Raw genomic sequence first — 18,740 nt, 5'->3', positions numbered from 1 at the left:
TTGCAGTCCGCACGATAGATACCAATTCTGCCATAAGAAAACCCCTCCTTCGGCTCGCTCGCAGCGTATCCGAAGGAGGGGTTGGTCATCTGTGGGGCGGCATTTGCTTTAAAGGAGTTCCTTTTTACAGTTTTTTATCCCTGCGCACCCAGCAGGGATTTCTTGGCCGCGTTGACGATGGCATCTACGCTCATTTTTGTAATGTCGTTTCGAACGATGATAAGGGGCATGATACTCGCCTCTGGTAATTTTATAAGCAGGTCGGTATAAATATACTGGACAGCTATCGGCGAGAGTGCTATAATGAAGGCAATCGCTTTTGACTGATAAAAAGGAAAAGCGCGCATGTCGGCGCAGCCGGCACCACAGGGGAAGAAGGGAAACAGCTTTGAAAATTATTGTTTGTATGAAACAGGTCCCTGCGGGCACAAAGGTCGATATTGATCCGGAAACCGGCGCGATGAAGCGCCTTTCGGGCGATACCCGCACCAATCCGTATGATCTGTTTGCACTGGAGACGGCGCTTCAGCTTCGCGAAAAACTGGGCGGCACGGTCACTGTGCTGACCATGGGCCCTCCGCAGACGGAGGAAATGATGCGCGACGCCTACACGATGGGAGCGGACGACGCGGTCATTCTGTCCGACCGCAAGTTTGCCGGAGCGGACGTTCTCGCGACTTCGTATGCACTCGCGCAGGGCATCACCGTGCTGGGCGGAGCGGATCTTATCATCTGCGGCCGGCAGACCACGGACGGCGACACCGCGCAGGTCGGCCCGGCGATCGCAGAGCATCTGACGCTGCCGCACGCAGCATGGGTCGCGGAGATCACCGGCGCGGACGAGAGCGCCATCCGTGTCCGTCAGGACCTTGTCAGCGTATCCCAGGAGTCGGAAATTCCGTACCCGTGCCTGATCACGGTCGACAAGGATATGTGTGTGCCGCGTCTGCCGTCCTACCTGCTCAAAAAGGAAACGGCGGCGCGTCCGGTGCGTGTGCTGACGTTTGAGGATCTGCCCGATCAAGATCTCAGCCGCTATGGCCTCATCGGCTCGCCGACGGCTGTCGTTCGCATGTTCGCGCCCCCCGAGCGCGAAAAGCAGGTTTATCTCGAGGGCGATGCGGCCGGAAAGACCGACGGCCTGTTCGCTATTCTGACCGGGAAAAAGATCATTTGAGGGGGCGCAGCATGGATTTTCTGAAGTTTGACGCTGCAAAGTGCACGCTTTGCGGCAAATGTATTGATAAATGTCCGTTCGGTGCGCTCAGCATCGAGGCGAAGGGGATTGCTGTGGGCGATGCCTGCCGCATGTGCGGCATGTGCGTGCGCAGCTGTCCGGAAGGCGCGATCCGCTTCGAGCAGCGCGCAAACACAGTGGACAAGAGCAAATGGAGCGATTTTCTGGTTTACGTCGAGCAGGAGCGCGGCGATATTCATCCGGTTGCATTCGAGCTGATCGGTGAGGCGCGAAAAATGGCGCGCAAGGTCGGTTACAAGGTGAACTGCGTGCTCGTCGGCGGCGAGGGCACGGCGGAGAACGCCAAAAAGCTGCTGCCGTACGGCGTGGACACGGTCTATGTCTATGAGCATCCGGGCTTTGAGGGCTTTCGTGCGGACTGCTGCGCGGATGCGGTCGCGGACTGCATTGCGGCAACAAAGCCAAGTTCGGTGCTCATCGGCGCAACAGCGCTCGGCCGCTCACTCGCGCCGCGTTTGTCCACCCGGTTCCATACCGGTCTGACTGCGGACTGTACGACACTCGACATCGAGCCGAGTACGGATATGGTTCAGATCCGCCCGGCGTTCGGCGGCAACATCATGGCGCAGATCGCCATCCGCCGCTCGCGCCCGCAGTTCGCGACCGTGCGCTACCGCGTCATGGACCGCGCAGAGCGCGTGCAGAATCCGACCGGCAGTGTGGTAAAGTGCACCGTGACCGATGACATGGCGCGCTCGCGCATCCGCATCCTGTCCTCTGAGGTCATAGAAAAGCAGAAGACCATCGACGAGGAGGATATTCTGGTCGTGGCGGGACGCGGCGTGCGCAGTGAAAAGGATGTTGCGATGTGCCGCCGTCTGGCGGAGGCGCTCGGCGGTCAGCTCGCGTTTACCCGCCCGATGGTCGAGAACGGCTACGGCGACCAGATGCACCAGATCGGCCTGTCCGGCCGCACGGTGCGCCCGCGGCTTATCATCACCTGCGGCGTTTCGGGCGCCATTCAGTTCACCTCCTGCATGAAGGACGCAGAATGCATCGTCGCCATCAACAGCGACCCGGAAGCGCAGATATTCAAGACTGCGCATTACTGTATCGTGGACGATCTGTATCAGGTCGTACCGCGTCTGACCGCGCTCGTGCAGAACAGAAAGGAGGACTGAGCCGTGCCGTATCCCTATAAGAAAATGACCGAGGAGGATTTTGCGTACATCCGCTCTGTCACCTCGGAGGACCGCGTGTGGGTCGGCGATGAGATCGCTCGCGAGTTTTACCGCGACGAAATGCCGGAATACGGCGTTTTCCCGCCCGAGCTTTATGTTGAGATCGAAAACCGCGACGAGGTTTCCGCCATCATGAAGTACGCCTATGAGAACAACATCCCTGTGGTATGCCGCGGCGCGGGCACCGGCCTTGCCGGCGGCGCGACCTGCAAATACGGCGGCATCATGCTCTCTGTCATGCGCATGAACCGTATTTTTCCGGTCGATCACAAAAACCAGACCATCACCTGCGAGCCGGGCGCGCTGCTGCTCGATGTACAGGCGGCTGCGGCGGCGGAGGGTCTGTTCTATCCGCCCGACCCGGGTGAAAAGACCGCCTCGATCGGCGGCAACGTCATCACGAACGCCGGCGGCATGAAGGCCGTGCGCTACGGCCTGACGCGTGATTTCGTGCGCTGCATCGAGGCGGTCCTGCCGGACGGTTCCATCATGAATTTTTCGTCCAACGTTGTTAAAAACACCACCGGCTACGATATCAAGGATCTGGTCATCGGCTCGGAGGGCACGCTGTGCATCCTGACGCAGGTTACGCTCAAGCTGCTGCCCGCGCCGACCTGCTCGTGCACACTCGTCATGCCGTTTGGCAGTCTGGAGGAGTGCGCGGACATGGTGCCCGAGGTGCTGGCGCTGCCGTTTGTCCCGACGGCGATCGAATTCCTCGAGCGCGAGCTGATCGACATCGTCGAGCGCAATCTCGGCAAGCTGCTGCCGGTCAGGCAGGGCGAGGCCGTGCTGATCGTCATGTACGACGCATCGAGCAGACAGGAGCTTGACAGCGCGGTGGAGGCCGCGGCAGAAGCGGCGCTTGCCCACGGCGCGATCGACTGCTGCATCGCGAACACCCCGGAGCGTGCGGCGTCCGTCTGGGCGGTGCGCGGCGGTATCCTGGAGGGCATGAAGGCCGACTCGGTCGCGCAGGAGGAGTGCGACGTCGTTGTTCCGCGTGCCTGCATCGCGGAATATGTCAAGGCGGCCAAGCGCATCGCGCTGTCGCACGGCATCCGCGTCGAGCCCTGCGGCCACTGCGGCGACGGCAACATCCATACCGAAATGCTGCGCGGTCCGGAGATGAGCGACGAGGAATGGAAGAGCGCAACGCACGCGAGCCTGACCGAGCTGTATGCGCTGTCGAAAAAGCTGGGCGGCCAGCTTTCCGGAGAGCACGGCATCGGCAACGGACGTCTGGAATTTCTCGAGGAGTTCGTCGGCGAGCGCATGATAAGGCTCTACAAATCCATCAAGCTGGCGTTTGATGACAGACTCATCCTCAACCCGGGCAAGGTCATTGAATTCAATAAATAAGGGCTAAAAGGGGAAAAAGAAACATGAACGAGAAAAAAACACTGCTCGTTGACAAAAGCAGGATGCCGCTTGCCATGGGCATCGCGTTTGTCGCATTCACCACGCAGTTCGGCGGCGGCTTTGCCTCCGGCGCGCAGATCTACCAGTATTTCATCAATTACGGTATCTGGTGCCTCATCCTTCCGGCGCTGACGCAGGGTCTGTACGCGCTGTTCTTCTGGTACGGCATGCGCTATGCCTATAAGCACAAAACCTATGACTACCGCAGCTTTTCCAACAGCCTGTACGGCAGGACCCGCCCGATCATGAGCAATCTGTATGAGATCTGCTACCTTATCATGATCGGCACGGCTTCTGCGGCGGCGTTTGCGACCGGCGGCTCGACCATTCAGACGCTCTCCGGTCTGCCGTACTGGCTGTGCACGCTCATCGTCGGCGCGTTTATCTTTGTCATCGCGCTGTACGGCACCTCGATGGTCCGCAAATGCGCATCCACGCTAAGCGTGCTCATTCTGATCGGTCTGGTGCTCGTTCTCGTGCCGAACATCATTGCTCAGTGGCCGGCGATTGCGGATGCCATCGGCCGTCTGGCCGGCGGCGAGATGCCGACCATCTCCAAAGCGAACGGCTCGTTCGGTTCGGCGCTCTGGATGGCGGTGCTGTATTTCTTTTTCCAGCTCGCGTCGGTCTCGGTCATGTATCAGCACATGGAGCCGGTCACGGACGTCAAGCAGATCAACCGCGCGGCCATCGGCATGTTTGTCTGCAACTTCGCAGCGATGGAGCTTTCCATCATCGGCCTGCTGGCGGTTGCCTATGTGGCAGATCTTGCAACGGCTTCCGTCCCGATGCTCGTTCTGGTGCAGAACGGCGTGGGCGCAGGCGTGCTGACCCCGATCATCTCCATCTTGATCATCCTCGGTTCGATTTCGACTGCGGTCAACATGATCTCCGGCATCGTTACGCGCTGCGTCAATGCTGTTGAGCGCGACCGCAAAAACGATGCAGAGCGCATGAAGGGACATCTGGCGCGCAACGCCGTATTCACTCTGATCTTCACCTTTATCGCGTTCGCTATCGCGCAGTTCGGTCTGATGGCAGTGGTCAAGCAGGGCTATGCATATCTCGGCTATGCGGCGCTCATCACGCTGTTTATCCCGTTCGTGCTGCACGCGATCATCACGCGGGGCAGGGAAATCTGAATATCGTCTTCAACAGGATCGGAAGCCTCATCCGGTCCTGTTTTTTTGCGCACGCAGCGTGCGCAGGCACATGCTTAGGCTCTGCTTGCCGCAGGCGCCGGCGCGGCAGAACGCATGATCCAGCTGAAGCGCGATGCGCGGCAGATAGCCGGCGTCCTCGAGCAGGGTGAAGAGCGGGAAAAAGATCGCCATAGGCGGCAGCATGACCGAAACGACGGTCGCGAGCACGCGCCACACGCCGTCGGTGAGCAGGGAGACCGCGCCGGGCGGCAGGCTGAGCGCGGTGAGCACACGCCTGAGCGGCGCTTCGAGCCCGAGCAGAAATCCGGAAAGCATGGCGCTGACGGTGTTCGCGCCGGAGAGCGTCAGCCAGAAAACGAGCGCGAGCAGCAGAAGCATGAGGGGAATGCCGAAGCGGCGGCTGAGCACAGCACGGTCGATGGCACGGTCGCGGGCGTGCGGATCGTCCGGTGCGGTGACGCAGGTCATAGTGATCTCCTCGGCGCGCAGCACCGCGGCGGCGGTCAGAATATCGTCAAGCTCGTCGCGCGTCTGTCCCTTGTGCGGCTCAGCATACAGACCGCACCGGATGTCCGCAGGGTATCGGATGGGCGGCTCGGAGCAGGGAGGAAGCGTTCCGCTCAGCACGCTTCGAAGCGTGTTTTTCAGCTCGTTCAGCCCCTTTTTTGACCGTGCGGCACAGGGCACGACCGGAATGCCAAGCTCACGCGAAAGCACCGCTGTGTCGATGCGGATATGCTTCTTTCGCGCCTCATCCATCAGATTCAGGCAGAGAACGGCGTGCGGCTGCACCTCGAGCACCTGCAGGACCAGAACAAGGCTGCGCTGGAGGCAGGCGGCGTCTGCGACAAGAATGACGGCCTGCGCACCGCCGCAGGTCAGAAATTCGCGAGCGAGCGCTTCCTCCTGTGAACGCGCGTGCAGCGAATAAGTACCCGGAAGGTCGATGAGCGTGATATCTTCGCCTGTGATACGCCCCTCCGCGAGCGAGACCGTCTTTCCGCTCCAGTTGCCCGTGTGCTGTCGTCCGCCGGTCAGCGCGTTGAAGACCGTGGACTTTCCGACGTTCGGATTACCCATCAGCGCGACCGCAGAGCCTGCATCCTTCATGGCAGCACCTCGATGCGCTCTGCATCGTTCCGCCGCAGGGCGATGACCGTGCCGCGGACAAGGTATGCGGCAGATGCACCGTCCGACACGCGGTGCAGGCAGGTAATGCGCGTCCCGGCAATAAAACCCAGCTCGCGCAGCCTTCGACGCATGCCTCCTGAGAGGCGGAGCGCGGCGATACGCGCCGAGCGGTTTTCGGGGAGCTGTGCCAGCGTGAGAACAGCATTTTGTTGCATAGAATCAGTCCAGTATTGTAGATTTGACCGCCCAGGCGGTCATTTCAGCCTATGCAGCAGCAGGATCACCGGTTACAGCAGAGAATAACAAAGGCACGCCGTGGGCGTGCCTTTGAGACTGTCGAAAAACTTCGTTTTTCCGACAATCTGTGTTTTGACTTTGCAAAACACGGACGTCCGAAAGTTCCCATGCGGAAACTTTCTCCCTCTCAAAGTATCCAAACCGAGGTACACGCCCCCGGTTTGGATGCGTTTGCGCAGCAAACGCTTTTGAATGCGCGCTTCCGCGCGGCTGCCGTTCCTGCATGAAAATAAACTTTATCGACAGACTAAAAGGCACGCCGTGGGCGTGCCTTAAATGTTTGTATTCAGCTGATACGCGAGATGCAGACGGTCGCGGCGCGGATCTCCTTTTCGCATTCACGAATGCACTTCGGGCGTTTTTCATACTGAAGCGACTGATTGTCGCGCACGATCAGCTGACGCAGTGCGTCCGTGACGAACTTTGCTTCATCCTCGGAGAGCGTGAACTCGGACGCGAGACCGTATTCGTACTGGTCGAGACGGTGGAGCAGATCGCGCGTTACGCGCTCCTCCTCGCTCTTCGGCTCGGTCTTGTCCTCGCTCAGCATGACTGCGAACGATTCGACGCCGAATGGCTGCGCATAGAGGCCGATTGCCGTGCGCATGACGGAAATATCGTTTGGTTTGAGCTGTTTCATGATGTTCCTCTTATTCCGCGCTCGAAAGCATGAGCTTGATGCGGTTCTCCTGGTTGATCTTGGATGCACCGGGATCGTAGTCTACCGCGACAATGTTCGCCTGAGGGTAGACCTCGCGGATTTTGCGGATCATGCCCTTGCCGGCAATGTGATTGGGCAGACAGCCGAACGGCTGGGTGCAGACGATATTGGTAACGCCTTCGCTGATAAGCTCGACCATTTCCGCCGGCAGCAGCCAGCCCTCGCCCATCTTTACGCCCTGACCGATGATAGCGTGCGACTTCCTGCGCACTTCGTCAAAGGCCATCGGCGGACGAAAATGGCCGTCTTTCTTCATCATTTTGATGATGTCAGTCTGCTTGGAGAGCACAAACTGATAGACCATTTTGTAGATCATCGCGGTTTTGGCATTGCGGCTGTACAGATCGTGGTCGATGACCGAGTTGTAGATGCAGTACAGACAGAAATCCATCAGGCCGGGCAGGACGGGCTCACAGCCTTCGGAGAGCAGGAACTCCTCCAGACGGTTGTTGCCGAGGGGAGAGAACTTGACGTAGATCTCACCGACGATGCCGACGAGCTTCTTTTTCCGCGTCCTGTCGAGACGAACCTTGCCGAAAACATCGAGAACGAACTGGAACAGATGCTTGACCTCGCCGTAGCGTATGACGCGCTCGCCGGTAAAGCGTTTTGTAACGGCGTCCATGCAGATCTCGATGGCCTTGTCGGTCGAACCGGCGACGACCTCATAGGGGCGGCACTGGTTCGCGACCATCATGATAAGGTCGCCGATGAGCAGGGCGTAGGCGACCTGCATGAGCATGGTCTTGGTCAGCTTGAAGCCGGGGTTGCTCTCAAGGCCGGAAAAGTTCAGAGAAATAACCGGAATGAAGCCGTAGCCGTTCTTTTCGAGCGCCTTGCGAAGCAGGTGGATATAGTTGGATGCCCGGCAGCCGCCGCCGGTCTGCGGCAGGATGAGCGCGATCTTATGCACATCGTACCGGCCGGACTGGATGGCGTCCATCAGCTGACCGATGACGAGCAGTGCGGGGTAACAGGTGTCGTTATGTACGTTGCGCAGGCCCTGCTCGGCAATGTTCGGGCCTTCGGTATGCAGCAGCTCCATCTTGTAGCCGTAGTTGCGCATCAGACGGCAGATGAGGCCGAGCTGGACCGGGAGCATATTGGGCACGAGAATGGTGTAATCGCGCCGCATCTCCTCGGTAAACTGCGGATAATCATAGGTTTTAGGCGTTGTGTTCTGCAAGTTTTCTGCCCTCCTCTACGGCAGCCAGCATGCTTCGGATACGGATCTTTGCCGCGCCGAGGTTGCTGATCTCATCGATTTTAAGCTGTGTATAGATCTTGCCGCCGTTTTCGCAGATGGCGCGCATTTCATCGGTCGTGATCGCGTCGATGCCGCAGCCGAACGATACAAGCTGGATGAGCTGCGCGTTTTCCTTCTGGGTGACGTATTTCGCCGCGCCGTACATGCGCGAGTGGTAGGTCCACTGATTGAGAACGTGTACCTCGGGCGCGTCGGTCAGCTGCCATACCGCGTCCTCGGAAACGATGACAAGTCCGAACGACGAGATGAGCTGATCGATGCCGTGGTTGATCTCGGGGTCAACGTGATACGGCCTGCCTGCGATGACCGCGACGTCAAGACCGTGCTCGTCGGCGTAGCGGATGGCCTTCTGACCCTCCAGACGGACGGCAGTGCAGTATTCCTGCTGCGCCTGATAGGCGGCATCGGCTGCCTCGAGCACCTTTTTCTTTTTGAGCCGCGGATATTTCTTACAGAAATAGCTGACTGCGTGCTTGCGGAAGCGCTTAGGGTCTGCAAGCTCAAAATACGGCATCATGAAATCGAAGTCCGTGAGCGCGGAGACGTTGGCCTTGAGCAGCTCGGGGTAGTAGGCGACGACCGGGCAGTTGTAGCAGTTGGACGCGCGGCCCTCGTCGAGATTGTAGGTCATGCAGGGGTAGAAGATCGCGTCCACACCCTTCTCAAGCAGATTTTCGATGTGACCGTGCATGAGCTTGGCCGGGTAGCAGACTGTATCCGACGGAATGGAATGCTGCCCCTTCATATACATATCGCGGGTGGAGACATCGGAAATCACCGTTTCGAAGCCGAGCGTGCGCAGGAACTTTGTCCAGAACGGCAGCAGCTCGAAGTAGTTGAGGCCGAACGGCAGACCGATGGTCGCGATCGGGTTCGGGTTGCCGGACGGCTCGCCGTAGCTGCGGAGCTTTTCGAGCTTCCATTTATAGAGATTGGGCAGGTCGGCCTTTTTCGTGCCGCCGAGCGGACGCTCGCAGCGGTTGCCCGAAATGAAGCGACGGCCGCCGCCGAAGTTGTTGATGGTGAGGCTGCAGTGGTTTTCGCACAGACCGCAGCGCGTGGAGCGGACATTGTGCTCGAAGCCTGCCAGCACATCCGTGCCGACGAGCGTCGTGGTCTCGCGGCGGTTGTCCTTGGCGTGCAGCGCCGCGCCATAAGCGCCCATGAGGCCGGAGATGGCCGGACGGGTGACGTTGCGGCCGATCTCCTGCTCGAACGAGCGCAGTATGGCATCGTTGAGGAAGGTGCCGCCCTGTACGACGATGTGCCTGCCGAGGTCATCGGGCGAATGGGCACGGATGACCTTGTAGAGCGCGTTCTTGACGACCGACACGGACAGACCGGCCGAGATCGCGTCGATTCCGGCGCCGTCCTTCTGCGCCTGCTTGACCGACGAGTTCATAAACACGGTGCAGCGCGAGCCGAGGTCGATCGGATGCTTCGCAAACAGGCCGAGCTTGCAGAATTCCTCGATGGAGTAGCCCATCGAGCGCGCGAACGTCTCGATAAACGAGCCGCAGCCGGAAGAGCAGGCCTCGTTCAGCGAAATGTTGTCGATGCATTTGTTGCGGATCTTGAAGCATTTGATGTCCTGACCGCCGATGTCGATGATGAAATCGACGTCGGGGTTAAAATGGCGTGCCGCGCGGAAATGCGCGACCGTCTCGACCAGACCAAAATCCACGCCGAAGGCGTTCTGGATGAGCGCTTCGCCGTAGCCCGTGACGGCGGAGGAGACGATATGTACGCGGTCGCCGCACAGCTCGTAGAGCTTTGTCAGCTGCTCGCGGATAACGTCCGCCGGGTTGCCCTTGTTGGACTGGTAGTGGTGGAACAGGATCTGGTCGTCCTCGCCGATGAGCACGAGCTTGGTCGTGGTCGAGCCGCAGTCGATGCCGAGATAGGCGTCGCCCTCGTAAACGGTAACGTTCTGGGTCATGACGTCATGCGAGCTGTGCCGCGATTTGAACTCCTCATACTGCTGCTCGGACTCGAACAGCGGCGGCAGATAGTTCGCAACGACCGGCGCGCCGGCGGCCTTTTCGAGTGCATCGAGCAGGGAGGACACGGTGTAGGTCTTAGAGGTGGTGCCTGCATACTCCGCTGCGCCGGCCGCGATGGCATACGGCGCGAGGGCAGGGAAGTGCGCGTGCTCATCATCCAGGCCGAGCGTCTCCTGAAAGCGCTTCTGGAGGCCCTTGAAGAAGAACAGCGGGCCGCCGAGGAACAGCACATCGCCCTTGACCTCGCGGCCCTGTGCGAGGCCGGCAATGGTCTGGTTGACGACTGCCTGAAAAATCGAGGCTGCGACATCCTCCTTGCGTGCGCCCTCGTTGAGCAGCGGCTGGATGTCCGACTTGGCGAACACGCCGCAGCGCGAAGCGATGGTGTAGATGCGCTCCGCGCCCTGCGCGAGATGGTCAAGCTCGGACGGGGTAACGTCGAGCAGTACCGCCATCTGGTCGATGAACGCGCCGGTGCCGCCGGCGCAGGAACCGTTCATGCGCTCTTCCAGCTGACCGGTCAGAAAGACGATCTTCGCGTCCTCGCCGCCGAGCTCGATGACGACGTCTGCCGCCGGCACGTGCACGCCGACCGCCTTGCGCGTAGCAAAGACCTCCTGAACGAAGTCGATGTCCGCCGCCTTGGCAACGCCGAGACCGGCCGAGCCGGTGATCGAGCAGTGGATCGGCGTATCCTCGCCGATCAGCCCGCGCGCGGCGCGAACCAGCTCGACAGCCTTTTCGCGCACCTTGGAAAAATGGCGTTCATAGTGTTTGTGGATGATCTCTCCATCGCGCACAACGACGATCTTGACCGTTGTTGAACCGATGTCGATGCCAACATTTACATACATATCCTAATCGTACTCCCATGATAATAAATGCGCCAGCGGACAGCTGCTGCTGCCACGGCGCGTGAAAATGCGGGTAGATGCACCTGCGTAAAAAAGCAGGCAAAATGCTACTTATTTACTATATACTTGTTCGTGTAAAATGTCAATGCGGTTAGATTTTCCGAAGATGCCGAAATTTTCCCTTGACAAACACTGAAATTTTATATAAGATATACTCCGTAAGTAAATAATCTACCTTATCGAGAGCGGTGGAGGGAACGGCCCTGTGAAACCCGGCAACCTGCGCGCGAAAGCGCTGTAAGGTGCCAAATCCGGCGTAGAAACACGAAAGATGAGGGAGCAGAACGCATTTTTCGCTCCCAAACGGGAGCGTTTTTTATTCCGCTTCCACGAGAAACAGAAAGGACAATGACACAAATGGCACATCATTTTTTCACCTCTGAATCGGTAACAGAAGGCCATCCCGACAAGATCTGCGACCAGATTTCGGACGCAATCCTTAACGAGATTTTAGCGCAGGATCCGTATGCGCGTGTCGCCTGCGAGACCACCTGCACGACCGGCATGGTTCAGGTCATGGGCGAGATCTCGACCTCCTGCTATGTAGACATTCCGAAGATCGCACGCGACACCGTGCGCGAGATCGGCTACGACCGTGCAAAGTATGGCTTCGACTGCGACACCTGCGCCGTTCTGACTGCGATTGACGAGCAGTCCGCAGACATCGCACTCGGCGTTGACAACTCGCTCGAGAGCAAGGAAGGCGCTGCCGAGGCTGACCTCGCGATCGGCGCCGGCGATCAGGGCATGATGTTCGGCTATGCCTGCGACGAGACGCCGGAGCTTATGCCGCTGCCGATTTCTCTGGCACATAAGCTGGCAAAGCGTCTGACCGAGGTCCGCAAGAGCGGCATGTTCTCCTACCTCCGTCCGGACGGCAAGAGCCAGGTTACGGTCGAGTACGATGAGGACAACCGCCCGGTCCGCGTGGACACCGTTGTCATCTCCACCCAGCACAGCCCGGAGGTTTCGCTCCAGCAGATCCGCGAGGATATGATCGGACAGGTCGTAAAGCACGTTATCCCGTCCGAGCTGCTCGACGAGAACACCAAGTATTTCATCAACCCGACCGGCCGTTTTGTTATCGGCGGCCCGCAGGGCGACTCCGGCCTGACCGGCCGCAAGATCATCGTCGACACCTACGGCGGCATCGGCCGTCACGGCGGCGGCGCGTTTTCCGGCAAGGACCCGACCAAGGTTGACCGCTCGGGCGCGTATGCTGCCCGCTGGGTTGCAAAGAATATCGTTGCGGCAGGCCTGGCAAAGCGCTGCGAGATCCAGCTCGCCTACGCGATCGGCGTTGCAGAGCCGGTCTCCATTATGGTTGAGACCTTCGGCACCGGTATCGTTGACGACAGCGTCATCGAGCAGGCGGTCGAGCACGTATTCGACCTGCGTCCGGCTGCGATCATCGAGCAGCTTGACCTGCGCAAGCCGATCTACAAGCAGCTTGCCGCTTACGGCCACATGGGCCGCGAGGAGCTTGGCGTTAAGTGGGAGAACCGCGACAAGGCCGAGGCGCTCAAGGCATACATCAACAAGTAAAACGAAAAGGCGCAGAGTACCAGACTTTGCGCCTTTTTCGCATAGAAAAGAGCAAAGAGGAGGAAAAATCATGATCGTACTCGAAAACGAAGGCTTTCGCGTGGAGATCAACCCGTTCGGTGCGGAGCTGACCAGTTTCAGGAGCAAGACGACAGGAACGGAATATGTCTGGGGAGGCGATCCGGCGGCGTGGAAGCGCCATGCGCCTGTTCTGTTCCCGATTGTCGGCCGCCTCAAGGACAAGACCTACACGGTGGACGGCGCATCCTTTGAGATCACGCAGCATGGCTTCGGCCGTGATCTGGAGTGGGAGCCGAAGCAGGTGAGCGGCACCTGTGCGGAATTTACGCTCACGCAGAGCGAGTATACCAAAAAAATGTATCCGTGGGACTTCACCTGTACGCTTCGCTTCACGCTCGACCGCGGCTCGCTCATCAAGGAGCACATCACGCGCAACGACAGCGGCAGCACGATGTATTATGAAATCGGCGGCCACGATGCCTATACGCTGTGCTGGCAGGAGGGCGAGAAAATCACGGATTATTTCGTCGAGTTCGAGGGAACGGACGCGCTGACGCGTATTGTTACCGACGAGGACGTTATGCTGACCGCAGAGCGCATCCGTCTGCCGCTCGATGGCGGCAGACTGCATATTTCGCGTGAGCTCTTTGCGTCCGATGCGGTAATGACTGAGGGACTGACCGTCCGCCGCGCGTCCATCGGCAGCACGAAAAACAGCCGCCGGGTGACGATGGAATTCAGGGATTTCCCGTACTTCGCCGTCTGGAGCCCGTACAAGGATTTTGACGTGCCGTTTACCTGCCTGGAGCCGTGGAGCACACTCCCGGACGGTACGCATCTCGATCACGCCATCGAGAACAAGCAGGGAATCCGCAGACTTGCTCCGGGTGAGAGCGAAACCCTCGCATTCCGGACCACGATTACAGAATAAGGCGCTGCAAACGAGAAAAGGCACCCGAAAGGGTGCCTTTTGATAGATCGGTTTAACCGCGCTCTGTCTGCGGAGCCGGAGCGGCGTTTTTCTCGCGGAACAGCGCGCCGAAGATGCGGCGCGTAATCGGGCCTGCAAAGAAAAACTGGAACAGGAGCGCCATCGGGAAATTCATGACGGTAGTCTGTATCCAGATGGCGAAGAACTGCGCATTGTGGCTGTCCTTGAACAGCAGGGTCGCAAAAAAGCTCATGCAGGGGCACATGATCCAGACGGATGCAGCAGAGATCGCGAGCATGATCTGGGTCTGGCCGGCCTCACGCGGATTGACCAGACGGAATGCGACTTTCATGGCGAGTCTGCCGACGAAAACGAGCTCGAGTGCGATAGCAATGAGCACCATGATGGGCCACTCGTGAAAAACAGCGCCGAATACCCAGTTCTCAAGCGAACCGGTGTTCAGTACGATGTTGTACGCGACCATTCCGTAGACCATGACGGAAGCCATGATGATGGTGAAAACGACGTCTTGAAATTTGTTCTTGGGCATTATTGATTGCTCTCCTTTATATGTATAAAAATTTTTGATTGACATAAAAAAAGAGCGAGATAAACTTTCGCTTACCTCGCCCGTTCGGACAGATTAACTACCATTAATTGTTTGAAGTATATCATAATCAGCCCGTCCATGTCAAGAGTAAAATAAGTTAGCAAGAGTAAACTTTCTCTTGACAACGCGCGTTCCGTGCCGTATACTCAAGATAACGAATACCCCCTCCCGGGGGAGGGGTGAGAGGGCGAAGCCTTGCCTGTGCTGCTTTCCCGGGGAAATAAAAAGGAGATAACCGATATGAAGCAACGTTTCCGGGTCGGCGGCATGAGCTGCGCGGCCTGCTCGGCGCATGTCGAGAAAAGCGTGTCCGCCGTTCCGGGCGTCAGCACGGTCCAGGTCAATCTGCTCGCGGGCAGCATGACCGTGGAATATGATGAAGCCGTCTGTGATGCAGGGAAAATCATTGCGGCCGTTGTGTCCGGCGGCTATACCGCCGCTGTTGACGATGGAAAACAGCAGTCAGCGCCGGCGCAGAGCGCACAGGCAGATGAGGCGCTGGGCGAGATGAAAAAGCGTATCATCGTTTCTGCTGTATTTATGATCGTTCTCATGTATTTTTCCATGGGAGAGATGATCGGACTGCCGCTGCCGTCGTATGCCGCCGGCATGGACGGCATGTTTGCGCTCGCGCTGACCGAGCTTGTCCTGACGATCCCCATCGTCCTCATCAACCGTAAATACTATATCAACGGCTTTAAGACTCTGCTGCATCGCGCACCAACGATGGACGCACTGATCGCAGTCGGCTCGGGCGCGGCGCTCGTCTACGGTATTTATGCGCTCGTCCGTATCGGCACCGCACCGACGCCCGAGGCGGCGCACAGCTTCATGCATGACCTTTACTTTGAGTCGGCCGGCATGATCCTGACGCTCGTTACGCTTGGCAAGTTCTTCGAAGCGCGAGCCAAGCGCAAGACCGGCGAGGCCATTGCGGCGCTGATGGATCTGCGTCCGCAGACCGCAGAAGTCATCCGCGGCGGCCGGGCCATTCAGCTGCCGATCGAGCAGGTGCAGACGGGAGATCTGGTGGTCGTTCGCGGCGGTCAGTCGGTACCGGTGGACGGCGTGATCACCGAAGGCAGCGCGTTTCTCGACGAGAGCGCGATCACCGGAGAGAGCATGCCGGTTGAGCGCCATGTCGGCGGTACAGTCATCGGCGCGACGGTTTCCAAGAGCGGCTATTTCGTGATGCGCGCGTCGCGCGTCGGCGACGACACCACGCTCAGCCAGATCATCCGTCTGGTCGAGGAGGCTGGTGCATCCAAGGCGCCGATCGCCAAGCTCGCGGACAAGGTCGCCGGTGTTTTCGTGCCGGTCGTCATGTGTATCGCGCTTGTGACGGCGGTCATCTGGCTGCTGGCAGGGGAGACCCCCTCGTTCGCGCTGACCCGCGCGATCTCCGTTCTCGTGATTTCCTGCCCATGCGCGCTCGGCCTCGCAACTCCGGTCGCGATCATGGTCGGCACGGGTGTCGGCGCGAAAAACGGCGTGCTGTTCCAGTCTGCCGAAGCACTTGAGAACCTGCATAACGTCACGAGCGCCATCATGGACAAGACCGGCACGGTCACGGAAGGCCGTCCGGTCGTGACCGATGTGCAGACCTGGGGCGTGGAAACGGAGGAGCTGCTGTCGCTCGCGCTGTCGCTCGAAAAGCGCTCGGATCATCCGCTTGCGGACGCGATCGTGCGCTACGCTCTCGAAAAGGGCGCGAAGGAGCGCCGTGTGACTGATTTTGAAATGGTCGAGGGACAGGGCATCCGTGCAGCAGTCGACGGCGTGCCGTGCATGGCCGGCAATCAGCGCATGCTGCTCGCAAACGGTCTCGCGCTCTCGCGCTCCATGCAGGAGCTGGGCGAAAAGCTGGCAGACGCAGGCAAGACGCCGCTGTTCTTTGCGGCGAACCGTCAGGTCGTCGGCACGTTCGCCGTAGCGGATGTGCTCAAGCCGACGAGCCGCGCGGCGGTCAGGGCGCTCGAGAGCATGGGCATCGAGGTCACGCTGCTGACCGGCGACAATAAAAAGACCGCGCAGACCATCGCCTCTGAACTTGGCGTTCGCGAGGTCATCGCAGAGGTCCTGCCGCAGGACAAGGAGCGCATCGTGCGCGAGAAGCAGGCCGCAGGCCGCAGGGTCGCAATGATCGGCGACGGCATCAACGATGCGCCGGCGCTCGCGCGTGCCGATGTCGGCATTGCCATCGGCGCGGGCACGGATGTCGCGATCTCGTCTGCGGATGTCGTGCTGATGAAGAGCGACCTCATGGACGCAGTGGACGCGATCCGTCTGTCGCGGCAGACCATCCGCAACATCCGTCAGAACCTGTTCTGGGCTTTCTTCTATAACTGCATCGGCATTCCGATCGCAGCGGGTGCGCTGTGGGTGCCGTTCGGCATCAAGCTCAGCCCGATGATCGGCGCGGCCGCGATGAGCCTTTCGTCGGTGTGCGTGGTATCCAATGCGCTGCGCCTGCGCTTTTTCAAGGCAGGCGAGCGCGTCAAGCAGGCAGGCGACCCGATCGTTCTGCCGCACAGTGAACAGCCTAATCCGTCGGAAACGGCGAAAAATAAGGAGGAAAATGTTATGGAAAAGACAATCAGGGTGGAAGGCATGATGTGCATGCACTGCGTCGCACATGTTAAAAAGGCGCTTGAGGAGCTGCCGGGCGTGACCGCCGAGGTCGATCTCGACGGCGGCAGGGCAGTCGTCAGAGCGGAGCAGCTTCCGGACGATGCAGCGCTGACGAGCGCTGTCACCGAGGCAGGCTATAAGGTGGTCGGCATCGAATGATGGCAGACCGCAAGCGTGTCGAGCCGCTGCTGCGCACCGCACGCGGACAGCTCGAGGGCGTGCTGCGCATGATCGACGAAAACCGCTACTGCATGGACATCGTGACCCAGCTTCAGGCGGTCGAATCGCTCGTGCACAAGGCGCAGCGGGAGGTGCTTCGCGCACATCTGAACGGCTGCGTCCGAGACGCCTTTGAAAACGGCGACGAACAGGCACGCGAACAGAAAATTGACGAGATCATCAAGCTCATCGACAAATAAAAAGCAAAAAGCTGAACCCGTTTTGTTCCGCGGGTTCAGCTTTTTCATGTCGATACGGTATTACAGGATTTGCTTCAGCGCAGCAATGAGCGCGTCCATCTGCTCGTCCGTGCCGACCGTGATGCGCAGGTGATTGTCGATGCGCGGCAGTTTGAAATACCGGATGAAGATACCCTTTTCGCGCAGGGCGGAGAAAATTTCGGGCGCCGCCTTTTTCGGATGGGTCGCGAACAGGAAGTTGGTCAGCGATGGCGTGACCTCGAAACCGAGCGCGCGAAGCTCGTCTGCGGCTCTGTCGCGCGTCGCAGCAACCTTGCGGCAGGTCTCACGGAAATACACTTCATCGCGAATGGATGCCTCGCCGACTGCGAGCGCAAGCGAGTCCATCGTATAGGAATTGTACGAATTTTTGACCGCTTCGAGGGTAGAGATGAGCGTTTCCGAGCCGAAGGCATAGCCGATACGCATGCCGGCGAGCGAACGGGATTTGCTCGATGTCTGTACAACCAGCAGATTTTCGTACTTTTCGATCAACGAAATCGCGCTTTCCGCGCCGAAATCGACATAGGCTTCATCAATGATAACTACGCAGTCGGCGTTATGCTGAAGCAGATCCTCGATCTCCGCGAGCGAGAGCGCACGGCCGGTCGGTGCGTTCGGATTGGGCAGGATAACGCCGCCGTTCGGCTTGTCATAATCGCGCAGATTGATGCAGAAGTTCTCGTCGAGCGGCACGGTCTCATAAGGGATGCGGAGCAGATCACACCAGACCGGGTAGAACGAATAGGTAATGTCGGGGTAGAGGATGGGCTCACCCGAGCAGAAGAACGACTGGAACGCGAGCGCGAGCACATCGTCCGAGCCGTTGCCAAGGAAAATCTGCGAAGGCTTGAGGCCTTCCCGCTCCGCGAGCGCGGTCTTGAGCGCTTTGGCATTTGCGTCCGGATAGACAGCGAGCTTCGCCGCATCAAAAGTGCGCAGCACCTCGGTCACGCCCGGCGCAGGCGGATACGGGTTTTCGTTGGCGTTGAGCTTGATGACGTTCGCGGTTTTAGGCTGCTCGCCCGGCACATACGGGTCGATCTTGCGCAGCTTATCGAGAAAAGGCTTGTTCATGAGAAGGCTCCTTTGCTGTCGGTTTTGTCGATGTCATTAGTTTATCATGATAAAGTGAGAAAGTCAAGAGAAGTTTGTGAAATCAAGGAGAGTGTGCTATAATTGATATA

Annotated in this window: 16 protein-coding genes and 1 riboswitch; of the genes, 9 read left to right on the top strand and 7 right to left on the bottom strand. The window is 59.0% G+C overall.

Annotation, left to right across the window (positions count from 1 at the left end):
• The first annotated feature begins 388 nt into the window (after positions 1-388).
• The 4 genes from H8S02_RS08770 to H8S02_RS08755 are packed head-to-tail and all read left to right on the top strand — an operon-like array spanning position 389 to position 5,003.
• The gene (locus H8S02_RS08770; RefSeq protein ID WP_186970209.1) at positions 389-1,177 is read left to right on the top strand and encodes an electron transfer flavoprotein subunit beta/FixA family protein; all 789 of its coding nucleotides are present in this window, start codon (positions 389-391) and stop codon (positions 1,175-1,177) included.
• Positions 1,178-1,188: 11 nt separating this feature from the next.
• Complete coding sequence (locus H8S02_RS08765; protein ID WP_186970208.1) at positions 1,189-2,379, top strand: electron transfer flavoprotein subunit alpha; 1,191 nt, start codon at positions 1,189-1,191, stop codon at positions 2,377-2,379.
• A gap of 3 nt (positions 2,380-2,382) precedes the next feature.
• Positions 2,383-3,801 (top strand): FAD-binding oxidoreductase, encoded by a 1,419-nt coding sequence (locus tag H8S02_RS08760; protein WP_186970207.1) that lies wholly within the window; start codon positions 2,383-2,385, stop codon positions 3,799-3,801.
• Positions 3,802-3,824: 23 nt separating this feature from the next.
• Positions 3,825-5,003, top strand: coding sequence for a YkvI family membrane protein (locus H8S02_RS08755; protein WP_186970206.1), 1,179 nt, complete (start codon positions 3,825-3,827; stop codon positions 5,001-5,003).
• A 27-nt stretch (positions 5,004-5,030) separates the two neighbouring features.
• Here the strand turns inward: H8S02_RS08755 and H8S02_RS08750 are convergent, their stop codons facing one another.
• Entirely contained in the window at positions 5,031-6,134 is a 1,104-nt protein-coding gene (locus H8S02_RS08750; protein WP_186970205.1) for a FeoB small GTPase domain-containing protein, read from the bottom strand.
• Positions 6,131-6,370 carry a FeoA family protein gene (locus tag H8S02_RS08745; RefSeq protein WP_186970204.1) on the bottom strand — a complete coding sequence of 80 codons (240 nt, stop codon included), beginning with the start codon at positions 6,368-6,370 and terminating at the stop codon, positions 6,131-6,133. Before H8S02_RS08745 ends, H8S02_RS08750 begins: the two co-directional genes overlap by 4 nt.
• 51 nt (positions 6,371-6,421) lie before the next feature.
• On the opposite strand from H8S02_RS08745, the gene H8S02_RS08740 reads away from it, so the two are divergent.
• The gene (locus H8S02_RS08740) at positions 6,422-6,679 is read left to right on the top strand and encodes a hypothetical protein (protein ID WP_186970203.1); all 258 of its coding nucleotides are present in this window, start codon (positions 6,422-6,424) and stop codon (positions 6,677-6,679) included.
• Between the two features lie 59 nt (positions 6,680-6,738).
• On the opposite strand, the gene H8S02_RS08735 is transcribed toward H8S02_RS08740, so the two are convergent.
• Genes H8S02_RS08735 through H8S02_RS08725 form a run of 3 tightly spaced genes read right to left on the bottom strand, consistent with a single transcriptional unit; the run spans position 6,739 to position 11,297 of the window.
• Entirely contained in the window at positions 6,739-7,092 is a 354-nt protein-coding gene (locus H8S02_RS08735) for a hypothetical protein (protein WP_186970202.1), read from the bottom strand.
• A 10-nt stretch (positions 7,093-7,102) separates the two neighbouring features.
• Positions 7,103-8,359: a 2-hydroxyacyl-CoA dehydratase gene (locus H8S02_RS08730; RefSeq protein ID WP_243166467.1), complete on the bottom strand. Its 1,257-nt coding sequence runs from the start codon at positions 8,357-8,359 to the stop codon at positions 7,103-7,105.
• On the bottom strand, positions 8,340-11,297 hold the full coding sequence (locus tag H8S02_RS08725; RefSeq protein ID WP_186970201.1) for an acyl-CoA dehydratase activase: 2,958 nt from the start codon (positions 11,295-11,297) through the stop codon (positions 8,340-8,342). The genes H8S02_RS08730 and H8S02_RS08725 overlap by 20 nt, the downstream gene beginning before the upstream one ends.
• A 233-nt stretch (positions 11,298-11,530) precedes the next feature.
• A riboswitch (SAM riboswitch) is annotated at positions 11,531-11,635 on the top strand.
• 79 nt (positions 11,636-11,714) lie between these two features.
• On the opposite strand from H8S02_RS08725, the gene metK reads away from it, so the two are divergent.
• Both metK and H8S02_RS08715 read left to right on the top strand, forming a co-directional pair.
• Entirely contained in the window at positions 11,715-12,902 is a 1,188-nt protein-coding gene (gene metK / locus H8S02_RS08720; protein WP_243166466.1) for a methionine adenosyltransferase, read from the top strand.
• A 70-nt stretch (positions 12,903-12,972) separates the two neighbouring features.
• Entirely contained in the window at positions 12,973-13,854 is an 882-nt protein-coding gene (locus H8S02_RS08715) for an aldose 1-epimerase family protein (protein WP_186970199.1), read from the top strand.
• 52 nt (positions 13,855-13,906) lie between these two features.
• Here H8S02_RS08715 and H8S02_RS08710 read toward each other — a convergent pair whose 3' ends face one another.
• Positions 13,907-14,404 carry a DUF2798 domain-containing protein gene (locus H8S02_RS08710; RefSeq protein ID WP_186970198.1) on the bottom strand — a complete coding sequence of 166 codons (498 nt, stop codon included), beginning with the start codon at positions 14,402-14,404 and terminating at the stop codon, positions 13,907-13,909.
• Positions 14,405-14,704: 300 nt separating this feature from the next.
• Here H8S02_RS08710 and H8S02_RS08705 point away from each other — a divergent pair, with 300 nt between their 5' ends.
• On the top strand, positions 14,705-17,254 hold the full coding sequence (locus H8S02_RS08705) for a heavy metal translocating P-type ATPase (RefSeq protein ID WP_186970197.1): 2,550 nt from the start codon (positions 14,705-14,707) through the stop codon (positions 17,252-17,254).
• Positions 17,251-17,514 carry a metal-sensing transcriptional repressor gene (locus H8S02_RS08700; protein ID WP_118685102.1) on the top strand — a complete coding sequence of 88 codons (264 nt, stop codon included), beginning with the start codon at positions 17,251-17,253 and terminating at the stop codon, positions 17,512-17,514. Before H8S02_RS08705 ends, H8S02_RS08700 begins: the two co-directional genes overlap by 4 nt.
• A gap of 60 nt (positions 17,515-17,574) precedes the next feature.
• Here H8S02_RS08700 and hisC read toward each other — a convergent pair whose 3' ends face one another.
• Positions 17,575-18,630 carry a histidinol-phosphate transaminase gene (gene hisC / locus H8S02_RS08695; protein ID WP_186970196.1) on the bottom strand — a complete coding sequence of 352 codons (1,056 nt, stop codon included), beginning with the start codon at positions 18,628-18,630 and terminating at the stop codon, positions 17,575-17,577.
• Between the last annotated feature and the right edge of the window lie 110 nt (positions 18,631-18,740).

Origin of the sequence: Agathobaculum hominis (genome assembly GCF_014288055.1) — a bacterium.
GTDB lineage: Bacteria > Bacillota > Clostridia > Oscillospirales > Butyricicoccaceae > Agathobaculum > Agathobaculum hominis.
The sequence above is the reverse complement of the archived record's forward strand: the minus strand, read 5'-3'. Positions and strand labels throughout refer to the sequence as shown.

What these genes read in the sequence shown, in the direction of transcription:
- H8S02_RS08765 (WP_186970208.1), top strand. Translation starts at nt 1,189, where the DNA reads ATGGATTTTCTGAAGTTTGACGCTGCAAAGTGCACGCTTTGCGGCAAA.
- H8S02_RS08755 (WP_186970206.1), top strand. Translation starts at nt 3,825, where the DNA reads ATGAACGAGAAAAAAACACTGCTCGTTGACAAAAGCAGGATGCCGCTT.
- H8S02_RS08750 (WP_186970205.1), bottom strand. Translation starts at nt 6,134, where the DNA reads ATGAAGGATGCAGGCTCTGCGGTCGCGCTGATGGGTAATCCGAACGTC.
- H8S02_RS08745 (WP_186970204.1), bottom strand. Translation starts at nt 6,370, where the DNA reads ATGCAACAAAATGCTGTTCTCACGCTGGCACAGCTCCCCGAAAACCGC.
- H8S02_RS08740 (WP_186970203.1), top strand. Translation starts at nt 6,422, where the DNA reads ATGCAGCAGCAGGATCACCGGTTACAGCAGAGAATAACAAAGGCACGC.
- H8S02_RS08735 (WP_186970202.1), bottom strand. Translation starts at nt 7,092, where the DNA reads ATGAAACAGCTCAAACCAAACGATATTTCCGTCATGCGCACGGCAATC.
- H8S02_RS08725 (WP_186970201.1), bottom strand. Translation starts at nt 11,297, where the DNA reads ATGTATGTAAATGTTGGCATCGACATCGGTTCAACAACGGTCAAGATC.
- metK (WP_243166466.1), top strand. Translation starts at nt 11,715, where the DNA reads ATGGCACATCATTTTTTCACCTCTGAATCGGTAACAGAAGGCCATCCC.
- H8S02_RS08715 (WP_186970199.1), top strand. Translation starts at nt 12,973, where the DNA reads ATGATCGTACTCGAAAACGAAGGCTTTCGCGTGGAGATCAACCCGTTC.
- H8S02_RS08710 (WP_186970198.1), bottom strand. Translation starts at nt 14,404, where the DNA reads ATGCCCAAGAACAAATTTCAAGACGTCGTTTTCACCATCATCATGGCT.
- H8S02_RS08705 (WP_186970197.1), top strand. Translation starts at nt 14,705, where the DNA reads ATGAAGCAACGTTTCCGGGTCGGCGGCATGAGCTGCGCGGCCTGCTCG.
- H8S02_RS08700 (WP_118685102.1), top strand. Translation starts at nt 17,251, where the DNA reads ATGATGGCAGACCGCAAGCGTGTCGAGCCGCTGCTGCGCACCGCACGC.
- hisC (WP_186970196.1), bottom strand. Translation starts at nt 18,630, where the DNA reads ATGAACAAGCCTTTTCTCGATAAGCTGCGCAAGATCGACCCGTATGTG.